The 19,882-nt window shown below is 65.5% G+C and carries 17 protein-coding genes and 1 pseudogene; 11 read left to right on the plus strand and 7 right to left on the minus strand.

Annotated features, from left to right (window positions below):
* Positions 1-159: 159 nt before the first annotated feature.
* Positions 160-801 (minus strand): class I SAM-dependent methyltransferase, encoded by a 642-nt coding sequence (locus KZO24_RS04635; protein WP_486486927.1) that lies wholly within the window; start codon positions 799-801, stop codon positions 160-162.
* Between the two features lie 6 nt (positions 802-807).
* Positions 808-1,930, minus strand: a pseudogene (locus KZO24_RS04640) (BtaA family protein).
* A 322-nt stretch (positions 1,931-2,252) separates the two neighbouring features.
* Here KZO24_RS04640 and KZO24_RS04645 point away from each other — a divergent pair.
* The 6 genes from KZO24_RS04645 (at position 2,253) to KZO24_RS04670 (ending at position 8,707) form a co-directional block, all read left to right on the plus strand.
* Positions 2,253-3,464, plus strand: a complete 1,212-nt coding sequence (locus tag KZO24_RS04645) for a saccharopine dehydrogenase family protein (RefSeq protein ID WP_271181103.1) — start codon at positions 2,253-2,255, stop codon at positions 3,462-3,464.
* Positions 3,464-3,907 carry a hypothetical protein gene (locus KZO24_RS04650; protein ID WP_271181102.1) on the plus strand — a complete coding sequence of 148 codons (444 nt, stop codon included), beginning with the start codon at positions 3,464-3,466 and terminating at the stop codon, positions 3,905-3,907. The genes KZO24_RS04645 and KZO24_RS04650 overlap by 1 nt, the downstream gene beginning before the upstream one ends.
* A 5-nt stretch (positions 3,908-3,912) precedes the next feature.
* Positions 3,913-4,263, plus strand: a complete 351-nt coding sequence (locus KZO24_RS04655) for a DMT family protein (RefSeq protein WP_008828838.1) — start codon at positions 3,913-3,915, stop codon at positions 4,261-4,263.
* A gap of 16 nt (positions 4,264-4,279) precedes the next feature.
* Positions 4,280-5,458 carry a carboxynorspermidine decarboxylase gene (locus KZO24_RS04660; protein ID WP_271181101.1) on the plus strand — a complete coding sequence of 393 codons (1,179 nt, stop codon included), beginning with the start codon at positions 4,280-4,282 and terminating at the stop codon, positions 5,456-5,458.
* Between the two features lie 416 nt (positions 5,459-5,874).
* Positions 5,875-7,083, plus strand: a complete 1,209-nt coding sequence (locus KZO24_RS04665; protein WP_271181100.1) for a type III PLP-dependent enzyme — start codon at positions 5,875-5,877, stop codon at positions 7,081-7,083.
* Positions 7,084-7,192: 109 nt separating this feature from the next.
* Positions 7,193-8,707 carry a hypothetical protein gene (locus KZO24_RS04670; RefSeq protein ID WP_370425051.1) on the plus strand — a complete coding sequence of 505 codons (1,515 nt, stop codon included), beginning with the start codon at positions 7,193-7,195 and terminating at the stop codon, positions 8,705-8,707.
* Here KZO24_RS04670 and KZO24_RS04675 read toward each other — a convergent pair.
* From KZO24_RS04675 to murI, 4 genes are all read right to left on the minus strand, one after another.
* Positions 8,697-9,797: an NADH:flavin oxidoreductase/NADH oxidase gene (locus tag KZO24_RS04675; protein ID WP_271181098.1), complete on the minus strand. Its 1,101-nt coding sequence runs from the start codon at positions 9,795-9,797 to the stop codon at positions 8,697-8,699. The genes KZO24_RS04670 and KZO24_RS04675 overlap by 11 nt on opposite strands.
* 161 nt (positions 9,798-9,958) lie before the next feature.
* Positions 9,959-11,173, minus strand: a complete 1,215-nt coding sequence (gene hemA / locus KZO24_RS04680; protein ID WP_271181097.1) for a 5-aminolevulinate synthase — start codon at positions 11,171-11,173, stop codon at positions 9,959-9,961.
* 128 nt (positions 11,174-11,301) lie between these two features.
* Positions 11,302-12,126: a hypothetical protein gene (locus KZO24_RS04685; protein ID WP_430097299.1), complete on the minus strand. Its 825-nt coding sequence runs from the start codon at positions 12,124-12,126 to the stop codon at positions 11,302-11,304.
* Positions 12,123-12,971, minus strand: a complete 849-nt coding sequence (gene murI / locus KZO24_RS04690; protein WP_486486928.1) for a glutamate racemase — start codon at positions 12,969-12,971, stop codon at positions 12,123-12,125. Before murI ends, KZO24_RS04685 begins: the two co-directional genes overlap by 4 nt.
* A 110-nt stretch (positions 12,972-13,081) precedes the next feature.
* On the opposite strand from murI, the gene plsY reads away from it, so the two are divergent.
* The 5 genes from plsY to KZO24_RS04715 all read left to right on the plus strand — a co-directional run bounded on the left by plsY (position 13,082) and on the right by KZO24_RS04715 (position 18,346).
* Positions 13,082-13,669 (plus strand): glycerol-3-phosphate 1-O-acyltransferase PlsY, encoded by a 588-nt coding sequence (plsY, locus tag KZO24_RS04695; protein ID WP_271181094.1) that lies wholly within the window; start codon positions 13,082-13,084, stop codon positions 13,667-13,669.
* The gene (dprA, locus tag KZO24_RS04700) at positions 13,666-14,775 is read left to right on the plus strand and encodes a DNA-processing protein DprA (protein WP_271181093.1); all 1,110 of its coding nucleotides are present in this window, start codon (positions 13,666-13,668) and stop codon (positions 14,773-14,775) included. Before plsY ends, dprA begins: the two co-directional genes overlap by 4 nt.
* Positions 14,776-14,787: 12 nt before the next feature.
* Positions 14,788-15,423: a hypothetical protein gene (locus KZO24_RS04705; RefSeq protein WP_271181092.1), complete on the plus strand. Its 636-nt coding sequence runs from the start codon at positions 14,788-14,790 to the stop codon at positions 15,421-15,423.
* A 110-nt stretch (positions 15,424-15,533) separates the two neighbouring features.
* The gene (gene topA, locus KZO24_RS04710; RefSeq protein WP_271181091.1) at positions 15,534-18,170 is read left to right on the plus strand and encodes a type I DNA topoisomerase; all 2,637 of its coding nucleotides are present in this window, start codon (positions 15,534-15,536) and stop codon (positions 18,168-18,170) included.
* A complete protein-coding gene (locus tag KZO24_RS04715) occupies positions 18,167-18,346 on the plus strand; it encodes a hypothetical protein (protein ID WP_008828827.1) in 180 nt (59 codons plus the stop codon). Before topA ends, KZO24_RS04715 begins: the two co-directional genes overlap by 4 nt.
* Before the next feature lie 34 nt (positions 18,347-18,380).
* Here the strand turns inward: KZO24_RS04715 and KZO24_RS04720 are convergent, their stop codons facing one another.
* Positions 18,381-19,814 carry a glycosyltransferase family protein gene (locus KZO24_RS04720; RefSeq protein ID WP_271181090.1) on the minus strand — a complete coding sequence of 478 codons (1,434 nt, stop codon included), beginning with the start codon at positions 19,812-19,814 and terminating at the stop codon, positions 18,381-18,383.
* Between the last annotated feature and the right edge of the window lie 68 nt (positions 19,815-19,882).

Genomic DNA, 19,882 nt, shown 5'->3' on the forward strand with positions numbered 1-19,882 from the left:
GCCCATTATGTCTAAATTGTGACAGTTTAATGTCTGTGGCGCTTCTGCGGTATGACTCTTTGCTTACACTCGGCGAAGCGAGCGCAGAGGATGCTGCGCGCACAACGTCGCCAGTTCCGGGAGCGCGAGGGCAATGGCCCTCGCATTCCCTTATTGTCTTCAAGGTCGGGAAAGCCGCACCATCTGGTAATATCCGAAAGGCCCGCGCCGCACCTCCAGTGTCAGCCCCTGCTCGCGAGCGACGCGGCCCGCCACATCGGCAAGGTCCAGCCGGGGCGAAACGTGGAACCGCGCCAGCCAGCCGAGAAGCAGCTTGCGCAAGGGGCTGGGCAGGCCGGAGAAGTCCCCGAAGTCCACCACGTGAAGGCGCCCGCGCGGGGCCAGCGTCGCGGCGGCCTGAGAAAGCGCAGCCTGCCAGTCGGGGATCATCGAGACAGCGTAGGAGAGCATCACGCGCTCGAAGCCTTCGCGGCCCAGCAGCGCGGGGGCGTCGAAGCGGGAGGCGTCGCCCAGGGCCAGCGTGCCGCTGGTGCCCAGAGTCTTTCGCGCGGCGCGCAGCATCTCGCTGGAGATGTCGAGGCCGAACAGCTGCACCCCGCGCCACGTCCTGCCGACATGCGCGAGATTGCGACCGGTGCCGCAGCCGATTTCCAGCACCGCCATGCCGGGCTTGGCGTCGAGTTCGTCGATCAGGCGGTCGCGGCCGAACAGGTAGTACTTGCGCGTCAGGTCGTAGATCGGGTGCTGCAAGCGGTAGATGCGGTCCATCAACGCGGCGTGGTCTGGGGCGAGAGTTGCCATGCGGGCTCAGCCCTTGAACACGTAGAGGTGGACGCCGCCGTAGATCGACGAGCGGTCGGCCAGCGTCGCCGCCTGAGACTGCTCGACGCGGTAATTCCAGCGGTCGAGGATGGCATCGGGCACGCGGCCGGGCAGCAGCGAGGGTTCGGCGGCGGTGCGGAACAGCACGCGGGCGCCGGGCTTCGCGGTGCGGGTGATCTCGGTCCACAGTTCGGTAAGCTGCGCGTCGGTCATCCAGTCCTGCGCGTCGAGCAGGACGTAGCGGTCGTAGCTGGCGTCGTCTGCCGCGGCGAGGACATGGGTGAAGTTGGCGTGGCGCAAGTCCAGCCGGTCGAGGCGGTCGCGGACCAGCGGCAGGTTGGCTTCCTGCAGGTACGGGGGCAGGGGGCTTCGGTGCCCTTGCCGTAGCCGCGCGAGAACGCCTGCCATGCGAAGTAGTTGTCGTTGACCGGGAAGTGGCAGGCCAGCTTCTCCAGCCGGCCGCGCAGCACGTCGGCCATCGACTGGCCGCCCGCCAGCGCGTCGTACTGCGCAGGGGGATGCCGAGGCCGAACAGCGAGGCGGGGTGCTTGGTCAGCCAGCGCACGAAGCGGCGCTCGAAGACGGGGGCGATGCGCTCGTCGAAGATGCGGCGCTGTTCTTCCATGGAGCCGGCGTCGAGAATCTCGGCGGGGTTCACCTTGTGCAGCTTGGCGATGACATGCGCTGCGCCGATGAAGCCGCCGAGCAGCCCGTGGCGATAGACGCCGCGCGTGAAGGCGCCGATGCGGCGGCGGCCGACGAGGTCGCGGCCTTCCCAGTAGCGGCGGGTGGCTTCGTCGAGATGCGGGGCGAGCTTCTCGCGGTAGAGCGCGACGTTCTCGGCGCGGTCGGCCTCGGCGATGAAGCGGCGCACTTCGGCATGGCTGAGGTGGCGCACGGCCGCGTGCTTCAGGTTGTTGAGCGCGATGTGCGCGGTGTTGAGGTCCACCACGGTGATGCCCGCCGGGTTCGCGGTCAAGTAGGACAGCGCGTTGCAGCCGCCGCTGGCGATGGTGATGATGCGGCTGTCGGGCGTGATCTCCATCGCCGCCATGTCGGCGACCGGGTCCTCCCAGATCTGTGCGTAGACGAGGCCCTTGAAGGCCATGGCGAACGCCTTGTCGAGCAGCTTGCTCTTGCGCGATGCTTCGTCGCGGACGACCGCGTTCTCGATGAGATTGGAACGGAGGTTGGTCATGGCGTCGGCTCCTTCGTAGGGATGCGGCGCGGATGACACCGTGCGGTGACCGGGTGATGACGGGTCGAAGGCGGTTTATGACACCTGTGGGCGTGCTATAGGCCACTTGGGTGCCGTTGAGCGCCGTTATGCGCACCTTGTGTGCCGGACAGTTGAGTTGTCACAGAACGGCCCTATATGGCGCGCTTTCGATTGGCCTTCAGGGCCTTGATGCCGCAATGGAGACAGGTTGATGAGCAAGGTTCTGGTGATCGGCGCGGGCGGCGTCGGATCGGTCGCGGTCCACAAGATGGCGATGAATCCCGATATCTTCTCGGACATTCATCTCGCCAGCCGCACGGTGTCGAAGTGCGAAGCGATCGCGGAATCGGTCAAGGCGCGCACCGGCGTGACGATCGGCACTTACGCCATCGACGCCGACGACGTGGCGGCGACCTCGGCCCTGATCCGCGAGATCGGTCCGAAGCTGGTGGTTAATCTTGCCCTGCCTTATCAAGACCTTGCGATCATGGATGCCTGCCTTGCGACCGGCACGCACTACATGGACACTGCGAACTACGAGCCCAAGGACGTGGCCAAGTTCGAGTACCACTGGCAGTGGGCCTACCAGGAGCGCTTCAAGGAAGCGGGCCTGATGGCGCTGCTCGGTTCGGGCTTCGATCCGGGCGTCACCAGCGTCTTCGCGATGTGGCTCAAGAAGCACAAGCTGAAGACCATCCGCACGCTCGACATTCTCGACTGCAACGGCGGCGACCACGGCCAGGCCTTCGCGACGAACTTCAATCCGGAAATCAACATCCGCGAAGTGACCGCGCCCGCCCGCCACTGGGAGAACGGCGACTTCGTCGAGACCCCGGCGATGGCCAAGAAGGTGAGCTTCGACTTCGAGGGGGTCGGCCCCAAGAACATGTACATGATGTACCACGAAGAGCTTGAAAGTCTTGCGAAATTCCTGCCGGAAATGGAGCGCGGCCGGTTCTGGATGACCTTCGGCGATGCGTACATCCAGCACCTCACCGTGCTGCAGAACGTGGGTATGACCCGCATCGACCCGGTGATCTACAATGGTGTGGAAATCGTGCCGCTGCAGTTCCTGAAGGCGGTCCTTCCCGAGCCTGCATCGCTTGGACCCACGACCAAGGGCAAGACCAACATCGGCGACATCGCGACCGGCGAAGCGCTCGACGGGTCGGGTGAAAAGACGTTCTACATCAAGAACATCTGCGATCACGAAGACGCCTATGCCGAGACCGGCAACCAAGCCGTCAGCTACACCACCGGCGTGCCCGCGATGATCGGCGCGGCCATGGTCGTGACGGGTGCTTGGGTTGGTGAGGGCGTGTTCAACATGGAGCAGTTCGACCCCGATCCCTTCATGGACATGCTCAACAAGCACGGCCTGCCGTGGACCGTCGAGGAACTGTCCGAGCCGCTTCCGTTCTGATGGGCGGCCGCTCGCGCCTCCTGTTCCTGACCGCGCTGGGTGCGCTGGCGCTGGGTGGCTGCACTCCCGCCGAAGCGCCCAAACCCGGCCCTGTTGCGCCCGGGCCGGTCACGCCCACGGCGCCGACCGGTCCCGCCGAGCCTGCAGGCAACCAGTCCTATGCGCGCGAGATGAGCGCGGCGGACAAGGCGGCCTGCACCTCCGGGGGCGGCACGGTGCAGCGGCGCGGGATGCTCGGCATGGAGATGTGCGTGCACGCCTATGCCGATGCGGGCAGGCAGTGCACCGATTCCGCGCAGTGCGAGGGCAAGTGCGTGGGCAGTGCGGGTTCGGTAGCGCCGGACAAGGCGGCGACCGGGCAATGCCAGGCCGATGATCGCCTGTTCGGCTGCTATGCGGAGATCAAGGGCGGCAAGTCCGCCTATGCGATCTGCGTCGACTGAGCGGCATGAACTGGTCCTTCGTCGCGCCCGTGGCTTTGCTGGCGGGCTCCAACCTGTTCATGAACACGGCGTGGTATCTCCACCTCAAGGTGCCCGGAAAGGCGCTGTGGGTGGCGATCGCGATGAGCTGGGGCATCGCCTTCTTCGAATACTGTCTGGCTGTTCCGGCCAACCGGATCGGCAGTTCCGCCTATTCGCTCGGCCAGCTCAAGGTCATGCAGGAGGCGTTCTCGCTGCTGGGCTTCGTGCTCGTGGCCTGGGCGCTGTTCGGGCAGAAGCCGGGCTGGAACGAGATCGTCGGCTTCTGCCTTGTCGGGGCAGGGGCGTGGTTCATCTTCAAAGGCCCGCTGGGCTGACTTGGGACTAAGCATCATGGAAACCAGAGCCGGCGATCCGGGCGCTTTCGCGAACTTCGACCTGTCGCGCGTCGATAGCCCCGCCTTTGTGGTCGATGCCGCCAAGCTGCGATCGAACCTGCGCATCCTGAGCGACATCGGCGAACAGTCTGGCGCGAAGGTGCTGTCGGCGCTGAAGGCCTTCTCGATGTGGTCCACCGCGCCGATCGTGGGCGAGTATCTCGACGGCGTCTGCACCTCGGGCCTGTGGGAAGCGCGCCTCGCCTCGGAATTCTACGACGGTGAGATCGCCACGTACTGCGCGGCCTACAAGGCGGAGGACATGGACGAGATCCTGCGCCTCTCCGACCACGTGATCTTCAACTCGCCCGCCCAGATCGAGCGCTTCTGGCCCTTCATCGAAGGCGCCCGCGCGCGCGGAGAGAGCTTCGACATCGGTCTGCGCGTCAACCCGCTGCACCCCGAGGGCGAAGTCCCCAAGTACGACCCGAGCGCCCCGCACTCGCGCCTTGGCTTCCCGATCGACCAGCTTACCGAGGAGCACGTCGGCCTGATCGACGGTATCCACTTCCACAACTTGTGCGAGCAGGACTTCGAGCCGCTCAAGCGGACGTGGGACAAGGTTTTCGACTTCCTCGAGCCGTTCTTCGGCCAGCTCAAGTGGATCAACATCGGCGGCGGCCACCACGTCACCCGCGCGGATTACCAGCGCGAGGAATTGATCGAATTCCTCGCCGACATGGCCGAGGATGCCGGTGCCGAAATCTACATCGAACCGGGCGAGGCGGTGGCCCTGGACGCCGGAATTCTCGTGGGCACCGTGCTCGACGTGGGCTGGAACGGCATGCCGGTGGCGATCGTCGACATTTCCGCCACGTGCCACATGCCCGACGTGATCGAGGCGCCGTATCGCCCCGCCATGCTGGGCGAGCGCGGTGAGGATGCAGCCGAGGCCATACGTCTCGGCGGCCCGTCGTGTCTCGCGGGCGACGTGATCGGCGACTATGTGCTGCCGGCCGATCCCGAAGCCGGACAGCGCTTCGCGTTCCTCGACCAAGCGCATTACTCTATGGTCAAGACGACGACGTTCAATGGCGTGCCGCTGCCGTCGATCTGGCTGTGGGATTCGGAAACCGACGCGCTCGAATGCGTGCGCCGGTTCGATTACGACGATTTCCGCGGCCGTCTGAGCTGAACCCCGGAGGTATTCGGATACGATCATTAAGCATGAAAAGGGGCGGGTGTGTGCGAAGCTGCATCCGCCCGCCGCGCTCATGATGCAGCCAATCCCGTTAAGGCGAATCGTCCGGAACCGATCCTGCGCCTTGCCGCGTTGCAAACGATGACACGGACGGCCTGACTGTCACTGGGGTGTCATCACGCTGCAATGGAGTGGATCAATGCAAGCCGCTGCAGAAAAACGGAATTTCATGAGATCGTACGCCCGGTTCGGCGCCCGCTTCCGGCTAGATGACGTTTTTGTGAAAGTCCCCGTTTTTCACTTGCGATTCATGTCCTGAGCCTTATATCCCGCCCCTCGCTGCCCCATGGGGACTTCCAAACCGCAAGGCAGCTCTTGTCTGTTAACACACCGTTTGGGGGTCCCTTGAGTTGCACGCATTCCTCGACGCACCGGCCGTAGCGCGCACCCTCGCGCCTGACGAACCAGTCATTCTGAACCGCCCGCATGCTGCGGCGCGCGCTGCCCGATTCTTCGCCACGAAGTTTCCGGGCAAGTCGCTCTATGCGGTGAAGGCGAACCCGTCGCCCGACCTCGTCCAGATCCTCTGGGACAACGGCATCACGCACTACGACGTCGCCTCGATCACCGAGGTGCGCATGGTGCGCGGCGTCCTGCCGGACGCGACCCTGTGCTTCATGCACCCGGTCAAGACCGCCAGCGCGATCCGCGAAGCCTACTTCCAGCACGGCGTGCGTACCTTCAGCCTCGACACCCTCGAGGAAGTCGAGAAGATCGTCGAAGCCACCACCGATGCCGAGGGCAACACCGCCACCGACCTGCGCCTCTGCGTGCGTCTGCGGGTGTCGTCCGAGTATTCGGAGCTGAGCCTCGCGTCGAAGTTCGGCATCGACGTCGCCGATGCGGGCGAACTGCTGCAGGCCACTCGTCAGGTCGCCGACTGGCTGGGCGTGTGCTTCCACGTCGGTTCGCAGGCGATGACGCCGTTCGCCTACGTGCAGGCGCTTGAGCGTGCCCGTGCGGCCATTGCGGCCGCCGGCGTGGTCATCGACATGGTCGATGTCGGCGGGGGCTTCCCTTCGTCTTACCCGGGTATGGAGCCGCCGCCGCTCGAAGACTACTTCGCGATCATCCACCGCCACTTCGAGGCGCTGCCGATCGCCTACAACGCAGAGCTGTGGTGCGAGCCTGGCCGCGCGCTGTCGGCCGAGTACAACTCGCTGATCGTCAAGGTCGAGAAGCGTCGCGGTGACGAACTGTACATCAACGACGGTGCCTACGGCGCGCTCTACGATGCGGCGCACGTCGCATGGCGCTTCCCGGTCAAGGCCATCGCCAAGGACAGCGAGCGTTCGTCGGAGCTGAAGGAGTTCTCCTTCTACGGCCCGACCTGCGACGATGCCGACTTCATGGAAGGCCCGTTCCTGCTCCCCGCCGACATCAAGGCGGGCGACTGGATCGAGGTCGGCATGCTGGGTGCCTATGGTGCCGCCATGCGCACGGCGTTCAACGGCTTCGGCGGCGGTGAGGTCGTCCTTGCCCAGGACGAGCCGATGGCCAGCCTCTACACCGGCCGCAAGGATCCGCGCGTTTCGGACAACGTCGTCTCGCTGCGCTGATTTCGCTCACGATCGAATAACGAGAGGCCCCCGGGACCGATGGTTCCGGGGTTTTCGTTTGCGTGGGCGATTGGGGCGATCTTAACACTCCGCGGGCTACATGGCGCTGATGCCGAAACTCGACGACCGCACCCCGATCCCGCGCTGGCGGATGCTCATGCCGGCGATGGTGGCGCTGGCTTTCCTGCCGGTGCTGCTGGCGCCGGTGCCGGGTTTCGTCGACATGCCGTCGCACATGGCACGGCATCACGTTCTGGCCAACATCATGGCCGATCCTGCGCTGAGCAGGATATTTGCGGTACATTGGCAGTGGATCGCCAACCTCGGTGCCGATCTGCCTTCGGTGCTGCTGGCGCCCCTGCTGGGCAGCGAGCGTGCGACGCTGGTGGTTGGAGCCTTGCTGGCGCCGCTGACGGTCATGGGCCTGTTCCAGCTTTCCCGCGCCGCGCATGGGCGAGTGAGCGCAAGCGCTTTCGTTGCACTGCCTTTCGCCATGCATCAGGCATGGATGTGGGGGTTTCTCAATTACTGCATGGGCATCGGTCTGGCCTTGCTGGTAGCGGCATGGCTGTACACCCGGCCGCGCGAAAGCGGACGCGAGCAGGTGATTCTGGCAGTTGCGGCGCTGGTCGTGTGGACGGCGCATATGGCGAGTTGGGTGGTCCTGCTTATCCTCGCGGCGGGCAACGAGTTGGGGAAGCTCGGAAGCTGGCGCGAGGTGTGGCCGGCGATGCGGCCCAATCTCGTTCTGCTGGTGCCGGTCGTGCCGCTGCTGCTCTGGCGTTCCGAGGCGGCGGGGCACGGGAGCGGCCCGGCCTACGTCGACTTCGTGAACACCAAGATCGTGGTCTTCGCCAGCGTGCTGCGAGGCACGGACAAGCTGGTGGATATTGGTTTGCTGGCGGCGCTGGCCTGCGTCAGTGGGGTTGCCTTGCTATGGGCGTCGGGGCGCAGGCTGGAGCGGAGGTTGCTCGTCAGCGGGGTGCTGCTCGCCTTCGCGGCGGTCGCGGCCCCCACGACGATCCTCAATGCCTGGGGCACGGACTTGCGTACCGCGCCTATCGCGCTACTGGTCCTTGTGCTGGCGATCACGCCGAGCGCCCGTCCCGAACGGGAGCGCCTGATCGTGATGGCGGGAATCGCCTTGTTTTGCGTGCGCGTCGGGACAGTGACCCGGGATTGGGTGCGCCATGGCCACGTCCTCGAACAACGCCTGACGCTGCTCGGTGCAGTGCCGCGCGGAGGGCGCGTCGGCTATCTCTGGGCGGCGCCGGATTGCGGTTTTCCCTGGCGTCTGGTGCCGGACGAGAAGCTGGGCAGCTATGCGCTCACGCGCAGGGATGCCTACGTCAACACGCTGTTCATGGTCGACAATGCCAAGCTGATGACCGTCCGCGATCCGCTCCTCGCGCAGCGCTGGTCCGGCGGGACGCAGGACGTGGCGCCGCTTTGCCCTCAAAACCGGCCGGACCTCGCCGCGATGAACGTAAAGATTGCGGGCATGCGTGCGGATGGTTTCGACGCGGTCTGGGTTTCGGGCGGGATTCCTGCCGACCTGCCGCCGCCGCCGGGCTTCGTCGTGGCGAAGCGGGCGGGCGGCGACACGCTATTTGTCAGGCGCTGACGAACAGGTCCTTGTAGGCGCGCGGCTGGCTGCGCAGGAACTGCGGCGCGACGGCGATCTTTGCGCCCAGCGCCGCTGCCGCATGCCACGGCCAGCGCGGGTCGTAGAGCACGGTACGCGCAAGCCCGATCATGTCGGCATCGCCGGTGGCGATGATCGCTTCGGCCTGCTCCGGTTCGGTGATGAGGCCCACGGCGATCACCGGGATCGAAACGGCCTGCTTTACGGCTCTTGCCAGCGGCACCTGATAGTTGGGACCGACGGGAATCTGCTGCTCGGTGTGCAGCCCACCGCTGGAGACGTGGATCGCAGCCGCACCGCGCGCTTCCAGAGCCTTGGAGAAGGCGACGGTCTGCTCGATGTCCCAGCCACCCTCTACCCAGTCGGTGCCGGAGAGGCGCACTGTCACCGGCTTCTCGGCAGGAAAGGCTGCGCGCACCGCATCGTAGACTTCCAGCGGGAAGCGCATGCGGTTCTCGAGGCTGCCGCCATACTCGTCCGTGCGCATGTTGGAGAGCGGCGACAGGAACTGGTGCAACAGGTAGCCGTGCGCGGCATGGATCTGGATGGCGTCGATCCCGAGCCGTGCGGCGCGATGCGCGGCCTCGGCAAAGGCGGTGCGGACGCGGGCTAGCCCGGCGCTGTCTAACGCCACCGGCGCATTCTCATGCTTCTGGAAGGGCAGGTCGGAGGCAGAGACCGTCTGCCAGCCGTTGGCTGCGTCCGGTGCGATCTGAGCGCCGCCGTCCCATGGTTTGGCGGTGCTGGACTTGCGACCGGCATGGGCAAGCTGGATGGCGATGGGCATGTCCGACCAGCGGCGGACGCTTTCCAGGACTTTGCCCATGGCTGCCTCGGTGGCGTCGTCCCACAGGCCCACGTCGGCGTAGGAGATGCGCCCCTCGGGCAGGACGGCGGTTGCCTCGATCGTCAGGATGGCGGCGCCCGATTGGGCCAACTGGCCGAGGTGCTGGGTGTGCCAGTCGGTCATGCGGCCGTCCTCGGCGGAATACTGGCACATCGGCGCGATGACGATGCGGTTGGCGAGCGTGACGTCGCCGAGAGCGAGGGGCTCGAAGAGCTTTGCCATGGATGGTCCTCTGGTCATGTCGTTGCGAGGGGGAGGGAGCGTTGGAAGCGCCGCAACGCACGTGCACTTGGGAACGGAGCGGGCCAGAAAAAGGCCCCCGCGCACTGCGGAGGGCCTTTCGGACAAGAATATCTTGCAACTGCGAAAGCGTGTTACGCGTCTCAGGCAGCCAGGCGCATCTCCAGCCGGTCCCAGATCTCGACCAGAGCGTCAGTCAGTTCGCGCATCATCTCTTCGGTATGTGCGGGGCCGGGGGTGAAGCGCAGGCGCTCGGTGCCGCGCGGGACGGTCGGGAAATTGATCGGCTGCACGTAGGCACCGTACTCAGCGAGCAGGATGTCGCTGATCTGCTTGGCGCGCACCGGATCGCCCACCATGAGCGGGACGATGTGCGTGACGGAGTCCATAACCGGCAGGCCCGCATCGCGGAACATCTGCTTCATCATCGCGGCGGAACGCTGCTGGCCCTCACGCTCGACGCTCGAGCTCTTGAGGTGACGCACCGAAGCGAGCACGCCCGCGACCAGCACCGGCGAGAGCGAGGTCGTGAAGATGAAGCCCGGCGCGTAGGAGCGGATGCAGTCGATGATCTTGTTGTTGGTGGCGATATAGCCGCCCATGACACCGAACGCCTTGCCCAGCGTGCCCTCGATGATGTCGATGCGGTGTGCAGCCTCGTCACGGTCGGTGATGCCGCCGCCGCGTGGGCCGTACATACCGACCGCGTGGACTTCGTCGATGTAGGTGAGGGCGTTGTACTTTTCGGCGAGGTCGCAGATCGCGTGGATCGGGGCGACGTCGCCGTCCATCGAATAGACCGATTCGAAGGCGATCAGCTTGGGCAGGGCAGGATCGGTCTCGGCCAGCAGTTCCTCGAGGTGTTCGAGGTCGTTGTGGCGCCAGACCTTCTTTTCGCAGCCCGAATTGCGGATGCCCGCGATCATGCTGGCGTGGTTCAGTTCGTCCGAGAAGATCACGCAGCCGGGCAGCAGCTTGGCCAGCGTCGAGAGCGTGGCGTCGTTCGAGACGTAGCCCGAAGTGAACAGCAGCGCGCCCTGCTTGCCGTGCAGGTCGGCCAGTTCGGCCTCGAGATCGACATGGTAATGCGTGTTGCCGCCGATGTTGCGGGTGCCGCCGGAGCCGGCGCCGACGTCGTGTAGCGCCTCTTCCATGGCCTCGATCACCTTGGGGTGCTGGCCCATGGCGAGATAGTCGTTGGAGCACCACACGGTGATCGGCTTCGGCCCGTTGTGGCCGGCGAAGCACCGGGCGTTCGGATAGGCGCCCTTGTTGCGCAGGATGTCGATGAAGACGCGGTAGCGCCCTTCGGAGTGAAGGCGCTCGATCGCCTGGTCGAAAATGTGCTCGTAGTTCACGGTGTCGACTTTGTCCTGCCTTGCCTGTTCCGGCGCCTGCCCAAAGCGTTGCGTCCGTTGCCCGGACTGCATTTGCTGCGGCCAATAGCTTATCGCGTCTCTCATTGCCAGTCGCTTGTACCTAAGGGCTAATCGGAAAACGTGCCTGCGGAAAACGGGATTTTGGAAGGCTCGTGCCCCGCAACGATCGTCATCTGCGGCGCGGCGCGGTGCAATGCATTGATCGTCATCAACCAGGACATCGTTTCGCTGCGGAATGAGGCGATTTCTCCCCGTGTCGCGATCCGGGCAGGAAGGCGCTGTTCCTTCCAGTTGATCGCGAGCTTGGCGATGTCACCCGTGAAAAGGTATTCGCGGTCGTCGGCCAGCCGGACATAGACCATTTTCGCTTCGGGAGCGACGCTGCTGGCCGGAATCACAACGACTCCGGGAGAGAGGGTGTAGGGCGCATCGCCGGATGCCTGGAGTTCATTCTCGGCGCGCCGGGTTCCGGTTGGGTGACCACCGTTATGTGTCGGCTTGTCGGCCAGCAGGACGACATGTGCGGCCTTGGAAAGCGCGTGCTGGATGCGAGCTTGGGCCGCGCCGTCATAAATTTCCAGTTCGTGCTCTTTCGCGGCTGATCGGGTGATCCCGGCATCGATTACGATCGGCTCGCCGCCCGGCACGATAAGCTCATAGGCGCGGATTAGGTTGGCGATCTGGCGCAGTCCGCCGCCCGCCATGAGCATATTGCGCGAGGTCATCCGCATGCCGACCGTTTCGACGCGGAGTTCGATCGGCCGCTGGCCGTCGCCCTCTTCCGCCAGTGCCCGCAAGGAACCGATCGTCAGTGGCTTCGCTTTCGGTTCACCTTTCCCGGGTCCGACCCCGGCGTCGGCCAGGAACCAGTAGTAGGGAATGGCAATGATGAGCAGTACCGACAACAACCATAAATTGAGCCGTCGCGTCAAAACCTCTCGATCCTCATGAGCCCGTAGTGCGCCAGCTTCTCGGCATAGGCACCGGGCAATTCTCCCTGCCCGGTGAATAGCGCGAGGTCCGGGCCTTGGCGAGAATATTCCTGTCCCGCGGTGAGACGCGCGACTTGCCGCGCGATGCCCTGCGCGCCATGGACGAAGCGTACGTCGGGGCCGAACGCTTCGGCGAGTTCGGCTTCGACCAACGGGAAATGGGTGCAAGCGAGGACGACGGTGTCGATGCGTTCGCCTTCGGACTGCGCGCGCAGCGCCTCGGCGGCGTGGCGAATGAGTGCGGGATCGACCGGCTCGCCGCGCAACTTGGCTTCCGCCGCCTCGACGAGGCCCGGCGCACCATAGCGGAGCAGGCGCTTGTCGGCGGCGAATTCGTGCTCGAGCCGATCGACGTAGGCCTGCCGGATCGTCGCTTCGGTGCCAAGCAGGCCGATTACGCCGGTCTTCGTCATCGCGGCGGCAGGCTTGATGGCGGGCACGGTGCCGACGATCGGCACTTCGAGCACTTCGCGCACCATGCCCAGCGCGATGGTCGAGGCGGTGTTGCAGGCGATGCAGACGAGGCGCGGGCGCAGCCGCTCGGTCATGCGGCCGAGCAGGCCCGCGACCCGCGCGGCGATCTGCGCCTCGGTCTTGGTGCCGTAGGGCAGCCCGGCGGTGTCGGCCGCATAGATGATCGGTGCATCGGGCAGGGCCTTGCGCACTTCCTCCAGCACGGTCAGCCCGCCCACGCCCAGATCGAAGAGCAGGATCGGGGCCGTGGCATCGATACCTGCAAGCCTGGTGGCGGCCCCTTGCGGCACGCTCTGTGTATCGGAAGCCATTATCAATCCCTGGACCTTGCCACCTGTTAACCGCGCGGAGCCTGTTCGGGCAACGCCGAATGCTGCAACCTGTCTTCTGCAAAGCGCGATAGGGCGCTAAGGCGCGTCGCATGGTTTGGATTCTCCCCCTCGTACTCGGCTATCTGCTCGGCTCCGTGCCGTTCGGCCTCATTTTGACCCGGGCTACCGGCGCAGGCGATCTGCGCTCGATCGGATCGGGCAACATCGGCGCGACCAATGTGCTGCGGACCGGGCGCAAGGGCCTGGCTGCCGCGACGCTGCTGCTGGACCTGCTCAAGGGGCTGGCGGCGGTGCTGATCGCCGCGCATGTCTGGCCGGAGTGGGCGCCGCTGGCGGCTCTCGGCGCATTTCTTGGTCATTGCTTCCCGGTCTGGCTGCGGTTCAAGGGCGGCAAGGGCGTCGCAACCACGGCGGGCGTCGCCTTCGGGCTCGCCTGGCCGGTCGGGCTGGCTTACGCGGTGACCTGGATCGGGCTGCTGGCGACGGTGCGCATCTCCTCGGTTTCCGGGATGACGGCCGCTATCGTCGCTCCGCTCGCGGCTTTTGTATTGGGGTATCCGCAGGCGGGGCTGGTGCTGACGGTGATCGCGGCGCTCGTGCTGTTCCAGCACCGTGAAAACATCGCCCGCCTGCGCGCCGGGACCGAACCGCGCATCGGGGGCGGCAAGAAGAAGTGAGCGCACCGGGCGGTCTTTCGCAGGACGAAGCCTTCGCCCGCATCCGCCTGTTGCGTTCGCCGAATGTCGGCCCGGTCACCTACCTCCACCTGCTCGCCCGTTTCGGCGACGCAGTGAGCGCGATCGCGGCTTTGCCCGAAGTCGCGGGTCGTTCGGGTCGCCCTTACAAACCTGCTTCCGAGCATCGCATCCACGACGAGATCGCTGCGACCCGTAAGGCAGGCGCGCGGTATCTTTTTCACGACTCGCCGGATTATCCGCGCCTGCTGGCCGAGTCGGAAGGCGCGCCGCCGATCCTGACATGGCGCGGCGACCTCTCGTTGCTGGCGCGACCTTGCGTCGCTATGGTCGGTGCCCGCAATGCATCGGCGGCGGCGATCCGGCTGGCACGGGAGTTCGCCCACGAACTGGCGGCCCAAGGCTGGACGGTGGTTTCGGGCCTTGCCCGAGGCATAGACGGCGCTGCACATCAGGGGGCGCTCGCGACGGACGGAGCGACGGTCGGCGTCATCGCCAGTGGCATCGACATCACGTACCCGCCGGAACATGGAGCCTTGCAGGAAAATGTCGCCACACGCGGCCTGCTGCTGGCGGAGCAGCCGCCCCGGGCAGAGCCGCTCGCCCGCCATTTTCCTGCGCGAAACCGGATCATCGCCGGGCTGTGCCTGGGGACCGTGGTGGTCGAGGCCGCGCCAAGGTCCGGCTCACTCATTACTGCCCGTTTGGCGGGCGAAATGGGGCGGCAGGTCATGGCAATTCCCGGATCGCCGCTCGATGCCCGATCGCACGGCTGCAACCAGCTTATCCGGGACGGCGCGACGCTGGTGCAGGGCGCGCAGGACGTGATTGAGGAACTAACCGACTTTTCGGGCATAGCGCCGACGAGCCTGCGCGAACCGCCTCGTCACTGGGCTGAGGAGATGTCGATCGCGCAATCGGGCGAGCCCGCCGATGTCGCGGGGCTGCTGACGACGGCCCCGGTCGGGGTGGATGAACTGATCCGTCAATCGGGGGCTGCCGCGTCCGCCGTACAACTGGCCCTGGTCGAATTGGAACTGGCGGGGAAACTGGTGCGCCATGCAGGCGGACGGGTCAGTCTGGGGTAAGGGGGGAATGGAGTGAATTCACGTTTCAGCGTTGGCGACCTGCTAGGCGAAATGGGTTTCGTTGCAAGACAACACCTGCCGTTCCTGGGACTGGTCGGCATCCTGCAAGTGGCGACCTACACTGCCTCGGACATGGTTTCACCAACGGCTTCGATATTCATCGGCGGCGTGGTCGGGCTGATTTTCGATTACGCTGTGCTGCAACGTCTACTGGGGCATTGGGGCGAGAGATGGCGGCTTGGCTCGCTGTTCGTGGCGCAACTGCTGTCTGGCCTCGGCATCATGTTCGGTTTTCTGTTGCTGGTGCTGCCGGGGCTGTTCCTCATGGCGCGCTGGTCGCTCGTTCCCACCTTCATCATCGTCGAGGATAACCGCTCGCAGGAATCGCTGTCGTCGAGTTGGAGCGCCACGGCGCAATGCTGGCTCCCCATCGCCGTCGCCTACGCGATCAATGCCGCGATTCTCGGCTCTGCTTTGGTGGCGCTTGAATTTGGGCAGGAACAGTTTGCCCAACTGCCGCCTTTTGCGGCGGCTGTGACGCCGAACCTTTTCGCGGCATTCTATGGCATCGTCGCCTCGCTGGTGGCGGTCGCTGCCTTCCGATTGTCAAGAACCGAGGCCAGTGACCTCGACAACGTCTTCGCCTGAATGCAGGGCGTAAGACGCACAAGGCTTGACGAACGCCCCCAAGCCTTCCCACCCTATGCGCATACACATGTGTGCGTACGTGCACGTGAGGGGCAGTAAGAAAGTCTGAAATGCAGTTAGTCATCGTAGAATCGCCCGCCAAGGCCAAGACCATCGAGAAGTACCTGGGCAAGGACTACAAGGTCCTCGCCAGCTACGGCCACGTTCGCGACCTGCCGCCCAAGGACGGCTCCGTCCGCCCGGACGAGGAGTTCGCGATGGACTGGGAACTCTACGGCGACAAGCAGCGCCAGGTGAAGGCGATCACCGATGCCGCCAAGACCGCCGACCGCCTGATCCTCGCGACCGACCCTGATCGCGAGGGCGAGGCGATCTCGTGGCACGTGCGCGAACTGCTGGCCAAGCGCAAGGCGCTGCCCAAGGACGTGCAGCGCGTCACCTTCAACGCAATCACCAAGGAAACCGTCACCAAGGCGATGACCCAGCCGCGCGAGCTGGATCAGGACCTGATCGACGCTTACCTCGCCCGCCGTGCGCTGGACTACTTGTTCGGCTTCACGCTTTCGCCGGTTCTGTGGCGCAAGCTGCCCGGCGCCAAGTCGGCGGGCCGCGTGCAGTCGGTGGCACTGCGCCTGATCGTCGATCGCGAGCGCGAGATCGAGGCGTTCACGCCGCAGGAGTACTGGTCCGTTGCCGCGCAGATGGCGCATGACGGGACCGACTTCACCGCCAAGCTGGTGACGTTCGAGGGCCAGAAGCTCGATCGCCTGAGCCTGGGCGAAGAGGGCATCGCCATGCGGGCCAAGACCGCGGTGGAGCAGGGCGCCTTCAAGGTCGAGGGCGTCGAGACCAAGCCGCATCGCCGCAACCCGCAGCCGCCGTTCACCACCTCGACTTTGCAGCAGGAGGCCGCACGCAAGCTGGGCTTCTCGGCCAGCCAGACGATGCGCGTGGCGCAGACGCTCTATGAAGCGGGTGCGATCACCTACATGCGTACCGATGGCGTGCAGATGGACCCGAGTGCGATCTCGGCCGCCCGCGCCGCCATCGCCGAGCGCTTCTCTGGCCACTTCGTTCCCGAAAAGCCGCGCCACTACGAGACCAAGGCCAAGAACGCGCAGGAAGCGCACGAGGCGATCCGTCCCACCGAGTTCACCAAGGACCGCTTCGGTTCAGGGGACGAGGCGCGCCTGTACGATCTGATCTTCAAGCGCGCGATGGCCAGCCAGATGGCTTCGGCCCAGCTTGAGCGTACCACCGTAACCCTGCGCGACGGAACTGGCCGCAACGAACTGCGCGCCACCGGCACCGTGGTGAAATTCCCGGGCTTCCTTGCCGTCTACGAGGAAGGCCGCGACAACAAGGCCGACGATGACGACGAGGCAGGCCTGCTGCCCTTCATGAAGGCGGGCGACATGCCGGCCAAGAAGGACGTGACCGCCGAGCAGCACTTCACCCAGCCGCCGCCACGCTTCTCGGAAGCCAGTCTTGTGAAGCGGCTGGAGGAACTGGGCATCGGGCGTCCTTCGACATATGCCGCGACGATCCAGGTCATCAAGGACCGCGCTTACGTGCGGACCGAGAAGAACCGTTTCTTCGCAGAGGAGACGGGGCGACTTCTCACCTCGTTCCTCGAACGCTTCTTCCCCCGCTACGTGGCTTATGAATTCACGGCGGGCATGGAGGACGAACTCGACGACGTTTCGGGCGGACGCCAGGAATGGAAGGCGCTGCTCGAAGCGTTCTGGCGCGACTTCAAGCCCAAGTCCGACGAGGTGATGGAGAAGAAGCCCTCGGAAGTGACCGAGGCGCTGGACGAATTCCTCTCCGATTACCTGTTCCCGCCCAAGGCGGACGGCACTGATCCGCGTGTCTGCCCCAAGTGCGGCGAGGGGCGCCTGTCCCTGCGCGGCGGTCGTTACGGCGCGTTCGTGGCGTGCTCGAACTATCCGGAGTGCAAGTTCACCCGCAAGTTCGCGCAGCCCGGAGGCAACGCCGAAGGCGGCGATGACGAAGGGCTGGGCAAGGACCCGGAGACCGGCATGGAGATCATGCGCCGTACCGGGCGCTTCGGTCCTTATATCCAGTTGGGCGAGGGCAAGGAGGCCAAGCGTGCCTCGATCCCCAAGGATATCGACGAACTGACGCTGGAATGGGGCATCAAGCTGCTCAGCCTGCCGCGCACCGTGGGTCCGCACCCGGAGACGGGCAAGGATATCACTGCCAGCATCGGGCGTTACGGCCCGTACCTCGCGCATGACGGCAAGTATGCACGGCTGCGTTCGACGGCGGAAGTGTTCGACACCGGCATGAACGCCGCGGTCTCGATGCTGGCTGACGCCGCCAATCGCGGCGGCGCGGCCTCGCGCACCAAGGCGGAACCGCTCAAGCTGCTGGGCGCGCATCCAACCAGCGGCGGCGAGATCAAGGTTATGGCGGGCCGCTATGGTCCTTACGTCACCGACGGCACCACCAACGCCACCCTCCCGCGCGACCAGAAGCCGGAGGACCTCACCGCCGAGCAGGCCGTCGTGCTGATCGACGAGAAGGCGGCCAAGGGGCCGGCCAAGGGTAAGAAGAAGGCGCCAGCCAAGAAGGCGGCGCCCAAGAAGACTGCCGCCGCCAAGACGGACGGTGCCAAGAAGCCGGCGGCAAAGAAGGCAACGGCCAAGAAAGCAGCACCGAAAAAGAAGGCGGCCGCAGATGCCGATCAGGACAGCGCCGCACCGTGGGATGTCGAAGCATGAGCGACAAGGTTGCCAAGCACAAGCAGCCCTGGAAGCCCGAGGAACTGCAGAAGCTGCAGACCCTCGCGGGCAAGGGCAAGGGCCTCAAGGAAATTGCCAAGGCCCTCAACCGAACCGAGGAATCGACCAAGGATGCGGCGCGCCAGCATGGCATGAACATCGCCAAGGCGCGGTGACGGTCTCCTGCCCCGGATCAGTTCCGGGGCGGCGTCATTTCAGCCGCCACAGCGCGAACCGGCGGGTGCCTAGGCTGGCCTGCGCATAAGTTTGGTAATCGCTGCGCAGCGCTTCCATGACGATGTCGCGCGTCTTTTCGTTGGCGCGGTTCGGACGCTTCGACAGCCCGATCACCACCACGCCGGGGCGGCTGGCCATGATGCGGCGTACTTCGCTCACCGGGTCGATGTTCAGCGCGCCCGCTTCATTCATCGCATTGAGGTGGCTTGGGTAGGCAAATCGCGTTGGAATGCAGGCGTTGGTGGTGCGATAGAGCGCGCTGTCGCCCTCGAAGACGTAAAGGCAGCGGCCGTGCAGTTCGCGGGTGATCGCGTGTGTCATGCTAGCGAATTGCGTGGCATCGCCTCTTTCGCGGACCTGCAGGGCGGGCGCCGCGACGGCACCGATCGCACCGAGCCCAAGTAGCAGTTGGCCGTACCAGCGCTCTCCCGGGCGGCTACGTGCGAGGGCCGGGGCAGCAAGCACGCTCAGCGGCACCAGCACGGGGCCGAGATAGTGGTCGTACCAAGTGCCGAAAACCAGGAACCCGCCGATGCTCGCCAGCGCCCAAATGCGCAGGGACGGCAGGGTTGCCGGGCGCTCTCCGCGAACGGGGCGCAGGTGGTGGGGTGCCAGAAGCAGGGCGAGCGCGAAAGGGATCAGCGCCAGGCATTCCTTGGCGAGCCGACCGAAGGCATCGGCCATGTCCGTCGTGCGGCCCAGGATCGAGGTGAAATTGGCTTGCACGAAGGCATCGCCGTGGCCGAGCCATGCATAGCCTGTCCAGACCGCCGCAGTCGGAGCCAGCGCCGCCGCGATCCATCCGGCGCCCGCCAGGACCAGTCTCCGGGGCGGCCAGCCGTCCGCCCAGCCGCGTCCCAGCAGCATCAGGCCAAAGGCAGCGCCTTCGAAGACCGCCGTGTACTTGATCTGCATCGCAAGCCCGAACAGCAGCATCGCCTCCAGGCCGCGGCGGGCAAGCAAGGGATCGTGCGCCCGCGTTCGCACATCGACGACGATCAGCGCGGCAAGGGCGACAGGCAGGTTGTAGAACACCGGCGACTGGCCAAGCGCCACGTTGAACACCGGCTGCCAAAGCAGATAGACCAGCCCCGCCCACTGCGCTGCGCGGGGCGGAGCGATGCGGCGGGCGATGCGTTCGATGACCAGCGCGGTGAGCACCGAGCAGGCAAGGCCGAGCAACTGATAAGTCAAGACCGGATCGAACGGCAGGGCGTAAACGGCGCGATAGAGCGCGAACAGGCCCCAGGGCTTGCGATCCCAGATGTCGACGTAGGGAAGGGCGCCCTGCGCCATGCGCTGCGCGACGAGGAGGTAGAACTGCTCGTCCGACTGGAATGCGGGCTTGCCCAGCATCAGCAGTCGCAATGCGAAGGCGATCGGCAGGTACAGCGCGAGCGAACCCAACCGAAGCCGGCCGCCGATAGGACGGCGAACGGCAATCGAAACATTCCGTTGCGCCGCGGCGGCACTCC

The organism is Novosphingobium sp. NFX11, from assembly GCF_057376415.1.